Annotated in this window: 7 protein-coding genes, 1 other RNA gene and 1 pseudogene; 5 read left to right on the top strand and 4 right to left on the bottom strand. The window is 40.7% G+C overall.

Annotated features, from left to right (window positions below):
- A pseudogene (locus tag FTV18_RS12040) lies at window positions 1–119 on the top strand (IS30 family transposase); the annotation flags it as partial.
- 10 nt (window positions 120–129) lie between these two features.
- Here FTV18_RS12040 and glpK read toward each other — a convergent pair.
- Window positions 130–1,614, bottom strand: coding sequence for a glycerol kinase GlpK (gene glpK / locus FTV18_RS12035; protein ID WP_180011397.1), 1,485 nt, complete (start codon window positions 1,612–1,614; stop codon window positions 130–132).
- Window positions 1,615–1,744: 130 nt separating this feature from the next.
- Here glpK and ssrA point away from each other — a divergent pair.
- The 3 genes from ssrA to FTV18_RS12020 all read left to right on the top strand — a co-directional run bounded on the left by ssrA (window position 1,745) and on the right by FTV18_RS12020 (window position 3,934).
- Window positions 1,745–2,104, top strand: a transfer-messenger RNA (tmRNA) gene (gene ssrA, locus FTV18_RS12030).
- A 416-nt stretch (window positions 2,105–2,520) separates the two neighbouring features.
- The gene (locus FTV18_RS12025) at window positions 2,521–3,321 is read left to right on the top strand and encodes a DUF6502 family protein (protein ID WP_180011398.1); all 801 of its coding nucleotides are present in this window, start codon (window positions 2,521–2,523) and stop codon (window positions 3,319–3,321) included.
- Window positions 3,311–3,934, top strand: a complete 624-nt coding sequence (locus FTV18_RS12020) for a hypothetical protein (protein WP_180011400.1) — start codon at window positions 3,311–3,313, stop codon at window positions 3,932–3,934. The genes FTV18_RS12025 and FTV18_RS12020 overlap by 11 nt, the downstream gene beginning before the upstream one ends.
- Window positions 3,935–4,099: 165 nt before the next feature.
- On the opposite strand, the gene FTV18_RS12015 is transcribed toward FTV18_RS12020, so the two are convergent.
- Window positions 4,100–5,224, bottom strand: a complete 1,125-nt coding sequence (locus tag FTV18_RS12015) for an OmpW family protein (RefSeq protein ID WP_180011402.1) — start codon at window positions 5,222–5,224, stop codon at window positions 4,100–4,102.
- 861 nt (window positions 5,225–6,085) lie between these two features.
- Between FTV18_RS12015 and FTV18_RS15850 the strand changes: the two genes are divergently transcribed.
- A complete protein-coding gene (locus tag FTV18_RS15850) occupies window positions 6,086–6,871 on the top strand; it encodes an NAD(P)-dependent alcohol dehydrogenase (protein ID WP_257229521.1) in 786 nt (261 codons plus the stop codon).
- Window positions 6,872–7,047: 176 nt separating this feature from the next.
- Here FTV18_RS15850 and FTV18_RS12005 read toward each other — a convergent pair whose 3' ends face one another.
- Together FTV18_RS12005 and FTV18_RS12000 are read right to left on the bottom strand one after the other, a co-directional pair.
- A complete protein-coding gene (locus tag FTV18_RS12005) occupies window positions 7,048–7,695 on the bottom strand; it encodes a CoA transferase subunit B (RefSeq protein ID WP_180011405.1) in 648 nt (215 codons plus the stop codon).
- A 2-nt stretch (window positions 7,696–7,697) separates the two neighbouring features.
- Entirely contained in the window at window positions 7,698–8,399 is a 702-nt protein-coding gene (locus FTV18_RS12000) for a CoA transferase subunit A (RefSeq protein WP_180011408.1), read from the bottom strand.
- Window positions 8,400–8,406: the final 7 nt, after the last annotated feature.

Below are 8,406 nucleotides of genomic sequence, written 5' to 3'. Positions count from 1 at the left end.
CAAACGAACAAATAGAGCAGATAGAATTTGCACTCAACCATCGTCCTAGAAAAACACTAGGTTGGTATACACCGAGTGAAGTTATGGCTGGTTTTTATACTGTTGCACTTGCCGCTTGAATCCGCCATCTTATAAATCTGATTTGGCCCGTTTCAAAGCATTTTGCCATTTGGCTAAATGTGCTTCACGTTCATCATTCTGCATTTTGGGTTCAAAGGCCCGGTCTAGCTGCCAGGACTGAGAGATTTCATCAAGGCTGGAAAATACGCCAGATTTTAAACCAGCCATCGCTGCTGCACCCCAAGCGGTGGATTCCAGCATTTTTGGACGCATGACAGGAACATTGAGCAGGTCAGCCTGGAACTGCATCAGCATATCATTACAGCTGGCGCCACCATCGACGCGTAGTTCTTTTAAAGGATGGGCAATATCCGATTGCATCGCAGTCAATACATCGGAGACCTGAAAGGCAATCGATTCCAGCGCGGCGCGGGCAATATGGGCCTTATTGGTTCCTCGTGACATGCCACAAAGCAGGGCACGCGCTTCACTATCCCAATGCGGTGCACCCAATCCGGTAAAAGCAGGAACTAAGACCACGCCGTCAGTATCTTCAACTTTACAGGCCAACTTCTCTATATCACTGCTTTTTTGAATGATGCCAAGCCCATCACGTAGCCATTGCACCACTGCACCGGCCATAAAAACACTACCTTCTAAGGCATAACTGGTCTGTTCCTGTACCTGCCAGGCGAGGGTAGAAAGCAATTTATTCTGGCTGAGCTGAATGTCATGGCCGGTATTAAATAGCATAAAACAGCCAGTGCCATAGGTATTTTTTGCCATACCGGGTTCGAAACAAGACTGGCCAAACAAGGCAGATTGCTGATCACCCAGAATGCCGATAATGGGAATGGTGGCTCCTAACAAACCCGGTGCTGTATCTGCAATATGACAATCGGAACTGATGATTCGTGGCAGGACTGAAGCAGGGATATTAAATAGGTCTAGTAGTTCCTCATCCCAGCGTTGAGTATGCAGATTCATCAACATGGTACGGGACGCATTACTGGCTTCGATGATATGCTCAACCCCTTGGGTCAAGTTCCAGATCAGCCAGCTATCAATAGTGCCAAAAGCGACATGACCTTGTTCTGCAAGTTCACGTAAGCCATCCACATGTTCCAATAACCAGACCAGCTTGCCAGCACTGAAATAAGGATCAATCCGTAGCCCGGTTTTTTGTTGTACCTGATCCATCTGGCCTTGCTGTATCAGCTGATTACACCAGTCTGTTGCACGACGATCCTGCCAGATAATCGCTGGTGCAAGAGGCTTCCCATTACGACAATCCCATACCACAGTCGTTTCACGCTGATTGGTCAGGCCAATCGCTTTAATATCTTTGGCCAGAATCCGGGCGGTAGCAAGCGCCTGTTGTACCACTGCAATTTGCGAGCTCCAGATTTCCTGTGCATCCTGTTCGACCCAACCGGAGTGTGGGGTCTGAATATGGGTTTCGCGTTGAGCTGTTGCCTGAATCTGTCCGTGTTCATTAAAGATGATTGCACGGCTAGATGTCGTTCCCTGGTCGAGTGCCAATAAATAGCTCATAATTTTTTTAAATGCTGACTTGAATTATGAAATATTAGCGCAATTATGTAATCAGGCGCATTCAAAAGTGTATTTGTGTAGAAAATGCATCGTATTTTTTGCCAGTTATGCTATGATGAGCTTGTACTTTGGGGATGTTCTTGGCTTCGACGCCGATGATGAAACTCATAGATGCATGCCGAGAGCGCATTTTCTCTCGTAAATAAAATTTGCATTTAAATAGTCGCAAACGACGAAACTTACGCTCTAGCAGCCTAAGGGCTGCTTGTCCGCATCTCTGAATACTTGTGGTTAGAGATCCCGACTGAAGCGAACGCACACAAGTCCGTATAGAGTCAAGCCTCGGGGCTTTATACCAAATCTAGAGGATCGCACCTTGAACCCTGTTCGTCGGGTCTCTTGGTGTTAAAACAATAGACGATATCTAAGCATGTAGTATTCTCGAGCGTAGTGTTGGCGGACGCGGGTTCAACTCCCGCCATCTCCACCAAAATTCTTGTTATAAAAAAGCCACTTATATAAGTGGCTTTTTTATGTACCACATTTTTTTATATTAAGAACTCTTAAAATTGAGCTTAGGGTGAAAAAAGTTTTTAATATTAGTTTATTACTTAAAGTATTTAATTAATCATAGTTAAAACTTAATTATTCAAAGGCGAATAATGATTGATAATTGCTGATAGGTTTTATATTGAATGGATAATTTTAAAAACTGGAATAAAACTTAGTTTTCCAGATATGTATTTAAATAGAGAGACTTCCGAGTCGAGATATTTATTAGATTTTATTATTATTGTGAGAGATTTTAAGATAAATTCTTTTCTCTTTCTAAGATTCATCAAAATAGCTTTAAATATGGAACCTTAGAAAATTTTTTATTTTGGAAGTTGGGAAAATATTGACCCCATGAGCAGTTCACCCACAAACGATACTGAATTTAATTTACAGCAAGTTTTGTTGCTAATGAACCATTTAACGAAATGGCTTATTCGCTCCGGGGTGGGCTATACAGAATTTTCTGCCGCTTTAAAGCCTATCTTTTATTTGCAAGCCGTGAATGAACTGGAAACTCTTGAGAAAAAAGCCACTATATCTGCAATCAGCTTATTGTCAGGATTGCACCGTAAAGATATCACTACTTTCAAACAAGCAATTGAAGATGGCTACTTAATTACTGATACCGGCAAAACGGAAGCATTGAATATTCCTGGCCGAGTAGTCGGGATATGGGTAGCAGAAGAGTGGTCAGAACAGCTGCCTTTTCATAATCCAGATCAAGATTCATTTGTAAAATTAGTCCATAGGGTTTCAAAGGAAATGCATCCCAGATCGGTGCTAAATGAATTGGTCCGTCTTGGAATTGTCAGGCAGGAAAAAAAACAAGTCATTTTAGAAAAAAGAAGTTTTATTCCGGATCAATCTTCGCAAGATATACGCAAGCTATTGACCGATAATTTGCAAAGCCATATGCAGGCGGGTTTACATAATATTTTTTGTCCGGAACAAACGAGCTTTTTAGAAGAGAGTATACGAGCAGATGAACTGACGAGCGAATCAGTTGAAATTCTTAAAAAGCATTCACTCGAATTATGGGAAAAGTATTCTGAAGATTTATTCAAACTGGCTTTAGAACGTAGTGAATTGGATGAAGGAAAATCTGATGCGAATCAGACATTTTGTTTAGGGATATATCAAAGTGATACATAAAAAAAGAATTTTATTGTCTATTGTCTGCGCGACGTTGTTAGCTGGTTGTGGAGAAGAGTTTTCAGCAGGTGTCGTAAAAGGTGGAACTGGAACCGGAGGAAAACCGCCTTCTGGAGTGGATATTGTGGTTGAGAGAGTTCCTTTAAAGGATTCTTACTCAATTTGGCTGTCAAAACCAAAAACAGATGATTGTCAGGGGGTTAAGCGTACTCTTCAATTTTTAGATCCGATTACTTTAGAAGTGATAGAAGAAAATCAGTCACTTGAAGTTACACCATCTGATGAAGTTGTGAATCAGCTTGTTTTACAGGTCCGTTGGGAAAATCAATCAGAGCAGCCTAAAACAATCCTGCATCCATCATGTCACTTTTTAGTCGAGTTACAGGAACTTGGGGATAAGGTGCCTGTGAAAGCCTTGAATTGTGATCTGGAAGAAATAACGACTTTAGAAAAAAATAAGGTTTATGTTCATCAGCAGATGTATCAGTTTGACTACACATCGAAAGGCGTACTGAAACATAGCATGAGCACACAATTTTTACCTCTAGAAGCAAGTGGCCAAGATTGTGAAGACTTATCTATTCCTTATGAAATCCAGAATATCGAAAAGTAGTTCATATTGATAAATAGTAAAAAAGGCTTTCATAGGAAATAATGAAAGCCTTACAAATGTGACATGCAAAAAAAACCACACGGATCGTGTGGTGGCATAATCATGCATGCCTCAAAGGAAAGAAGGGACAGTGCTTGAAAAAATTAAAATAAGAATTGATGAAAATTAAAAACGATAACCTATACCCACATAGGAAATTAGCGGATCGACATCAATTTTGGTAGAGGCCTGAATCAGTTTCTCGCCCGTATTTTTATTGGTCACCGTGATATCGGTCTTATTATTTAATTTTGCATAAGACACCGACGCAGTGGCATACCAGCTAGAGTTTAAATCATAGTTAAAACCTAAGGAGACGATAGGTGCAATAGCATCATCTGCGGTGGTTTTTACCCGGATATCTCCACTTGAAACTCTACCCTCGAGCGCTGCTCCTGCTTCACCATCATAGATATTTTGAATCATGTGGCCAGCTGCAATCAGATCATTTTTAACGCCGCCATTTAATTTAATATCAGTGTAATGAGCAAACATGACACCGGCACCGATATAAGGTCGGAACTTGTTAACACCCGGTTTGCCAAAGTGATAAATCGCCTCAAGTGCAGGTGTCCAAGCACGTGCAGAAGCAGCAGTATCATATTTATCTAAGTCAGTAATGAGAATATCATTTTTCAAATATAAGTTCTGGTTTGGCGCGATAGGATGACCTACTGCTGAAAATGGTGCGTAGACTTGTCCTTTACCCTTCAAATCGACTTTTGGTGGAATGCCTCCAATCATTTGCAGAGAAACATTTTCATTCACATAGTAGTCCAGCATTAAGCCCAAAGTATCAATATCTTCGACTTCTATACCCGCATTTGAGTTCCAGTTTGATAAGCCAGAAATCTCAGCCGTACCGGTTAAACTGGTTAATGCATCTCTTAATTTTTCAGGATCATCCCCGAATTCGTTATAAAAACCATCACGCATCCAGTCAAACATTGATGGATAATTCAAAAATGGTCTGGTGATTGTCCCAATTAGACCTTGTTCAGCTGGTGTTAAATCAGTCTTGTTGTAATCAATATTTGATCGGATGGTATCACCTGTAATATCTCCTACTCGAGCAGATCTTCCTTCTTCCACGCCAGTTTTAATTCGCATCGGATTGGCATTTCCTTGTGATTTGATATGTAACCATCCGGTAGATACAGAGAATCTTTTAAATTCTGCATAACTCATTTGTGTAGTAGCAATGAGGGCAGCTACGACTATTCCTTTACCCAAACTATTTGATGTTTTCATATCCATTTCCTATTTTTTTAATGATGGCTAACTGCTGCGCCACTATAGTTTTTTTTGAATAAAAAAACCTTAAAAAAATTTACGAAACAGTTAAATAATTTTATTTTTAATTATTTTTAATTATTAGTTAATGTTATTATATTTTAATCATATTATTGATATATATGTAAATAAAATAATTTTTAGACAAATTTATTGATATAAATAAAGACTTAAAAATTTTCGCATTTTTTATAGTTGTTGCTGAGTAAAAATCCTCAAATAGAATAAATTGATTAAAATTTAATCAGAAATGATTTAAAAAATTTTACTTGTTCCAATATTATTCATGTTATTTCATAGTCCAGAAAATTTAAGAAAGAATGTAAAAAATCGATTTGTAGAGGAAGTGAGATCTTAAAATTTAGATGAATAATTGTTTAATTGAGGCATTTGAGTTGATGAAATTTTAGTCTTTCTGATTGAGAGATGAATGGATTTTTTGAATTCGATAGAAGGTAGTTTTTAAAAGTTCATTCAGATCTTTTTCTCAGGGTTGGGTAAAGATGTAAACGTTTTTTGTTCGTGTTTATGAGAAAACTACGTCAACGTTATAATCTAAGTTATAAGATGGCAAACCAATCGCTTAATAAATAGAGTCGAATTTATGAAAGCAGCTTTACGAGGTCAAACACCAGGTTTAGATCAAATAGAATTGGCAGATATTAACGATCCTGGAAAGCCCGGTCATGGAGAGATTAGAGTTCGAATTCTCAGTAACTCACTTAATTTCCATGATTATAACGTCGCAATAGGAGTTCTTCCTGCAGAATCAGGTCGACTGTTGATGGCGCGGGGGTCGTTGAAGAAATTGGCGAAGGGGTGACTGAATTTGCTGTTGGAGATCATGTCGTTTCCCTGTTTTTCCCTAACTGGGTGAAAGCTGAGTGTCCGCAAGCTGATTTTAGCTATACGCCAGGTGATGGAATTGATGGCTATGCAACTTCATATGTAGTGCGACCAGAAAACTGGTTTACTCATGCTCCCAAAGGCTGGACTCATCATGAAGCAGCAACCCTACCAACGGCTGGATTAACCGCATGGCGTGCACTGGTGGTGGAAGGAAAAATCAAAGCTGGAGACGATGTGCTAATCCTTGGAACAGGTGGTGTTTCAATATTTGCACTTCAATTTGCCCTGAAGATGGGTGCAAGGGTGTGGGCAACGACTTCATCAAATGAAAAAGCGAAATGGCTTCTCGAACAGGGCGTTGCTGGTGTTGTAAATTACCGCGAAGAAGAAAACTGGGGTGAGAAAATCTTTGAGATGACAGGCAACCGGGGCGTTGATCATGTTGTTGAAATTGGCGGACCGGGTACGCTGGCTCAATCCATCGCAGCTTCTCGTATAGGCGGACACATTACCTTGATTGGCGTGTTTACCGGGATCAGTGGAGATGTACCCACAGCGGCAATTATGGCGAAACAGCTGACCATTAAAGGCGTGACGGTAGGAAACCGTTCTGAACAGCAGGATATGATCAGAGCCCTAGAAGCAACAGATATTCATCCAATGATTGATAAAGTGTTCCCGCTAGAAGAGATTCAGGCAGCTTTTGAATATCAACGTGATGGCAAACATATTGGTAAAATTTGTTTAGACGTATGATGATTTAAAGTTGATGGGCTTCGGAATTTAACTCCTACCATTACCCTCATTGAAAATAGCCTTAAATCGAATAGATTTAAGGCTATTTTTTTGTATAGGATAATAAAGATAAAAGCTTGTACCAGATTCACATTATCTTAACTAAACAGAGATCGTTAAAAGTGACCAACTATTAATCAGGCAGCCTCAAGCCTATCTGTAATGAGCTCAACCCCAGTTGCAGCTTTAATCTGCTCCAGCGTGACATCTTGAGCGAGTTCTACCAGAACCACTCCGCGTGAAGTAATATCTATAACACCGAGATCCGTAATGATCCGATTGACGACACCTTTACCGGTCAACGGCAAAGTACATTGAGGAACGATTTTCGGTGAACCGTCTTTCGCCGTATGCTCCATTAGAACGACAACTTTCTGCACGCCTGCTACCAGATCCATGGCACCGCCCATACCTTTGACTTTCTTGCCCGGAATCATCCAGTTGGCCAGATCACCTGTTTCAGAGACTTCCATCGCACCTAAAATCGCAATATTCACGTGGCCCCCGCGAATCATGGCAAAGGATTCAGCACTTGAGAAGAAGGCAGCACCTTTGCGGGCAGTGACTGTCTGTTTACCGGCATTAATCAGGTCTGCATCAACTGTTTCTGCAGTCGGGAATTCATCAATGCCTAAGAGGCCATTTTCAGACTGGAGCCAGACATTGATATTTTCTGGAATATAGTTGGCGACCAAGGTTGGCAAGCCAATACCGAGATTGACATAGAAACCATCTTCCAGTTCCTGTGCCGCACGCTGAGCCATTTCATTTCGAGTCCAGGCCATGATTATGCTCCTGCCTTTAAGGTCATCTGTTCAATGCGCTTTTCCGGTGCAGCATTGACAACAATTCGGTTTACATAAATTCCAGGGAGATGAATATCATCCGGATCAAGTTCACCAATCTCTACAACCTGTTCAACTTCAGCCACAGTGATTTTACCGGCCATGGCACATTCAGGATTGAAATTACGCGCAGTTTTACGGAAGATCAGATTCCCGGCCTTATCCGCTTTATAGGCTTTAACCAATGCCACATCTGCGGTTAATGACTTTTCCAGAATAAACTCTTTACCATCAAATTCACGGACTTCTTTGCCTTCGGCAACCAATGTGCCAACACCTGTTTGAGTGTAGAAAGCAGGAATTCCAGCACCGCCAGCACGTAATTTTTCTGCCAGTGTGCCTTGAGGTGTCAGCTCTACTTCCAGTTCACCATTCAGATATTGGCGCTCAAATTTCTTGTTCTCACCGACATAAGAAGAAATCATTTTTTTGATCTGTTTAGTTTGCAGCAATTTGCCCAAACCAAAATCATCCACACCGGCATTATTGGAAATACAGGTCAGGCCAATCACACCAGTATTTTTTAAAGCTTCAATGAGTGCTTCAGGAATACCGCATAAACCAAATCCGCCAACGGCGAGCGTTTGATGATCTGCCACGATATCCGCTAAAGCTTCCTGAGCATTGGCAATGACTTTATTCATCAGAAAT

Source organism: Acinetobacter sp. YH12241 (assembly GCF_013417535.1).
Taxonomy (GTDB): domain Bacteria; phylum Pseudomonadota; class Gammaproteobacteria; order Pseudomonadales; family Moraxellaceae; genus Acinetobacter.
Note: the sequence above shows the minus strand (reverse complement) of the source record. Positions and strands in the feature narration are given on the sequence as shown.

Bases quoted from the DNA above. Each gene is read 5' to 3' on its own strand.
- FTV18_RS12005 (WP_180011405.1), bottom strand. From the start codon at position 7,695: ATGGCCTGGACTCGAAATGAAATGGCTCAGCGTGCGGCACAGGAACTG.
- FTV18_RS12025 (WP_180011398.1), top strand. From the start codon at position 2,521: ATGAGCAGTTCACCCACAAACGATACTGAATTTAATTTACAGCAAGTT.
- FTV18_RS12000 (WP_180011408.1), bottom strand. From the start codon at position 8,399: ATGAATAAAGTCATTGCCAATGCTCAGGAAGCTTTAGCGGATATCGTG.
- glpK (WP_180011397.1), bottom strand. From the start codon at position 1,614: ATGAGCTATTTATTGGCACTCGACCAGGGAACGACATCTAGCCGTGCA.
- FTV18_RS12015 (WP_180011402.1), bottom strand. From the start codon at position 5,224: ATGAAAACATCAAATAGTTTGGGTAAAGGAATAGTCGTAGCTGCCCTC.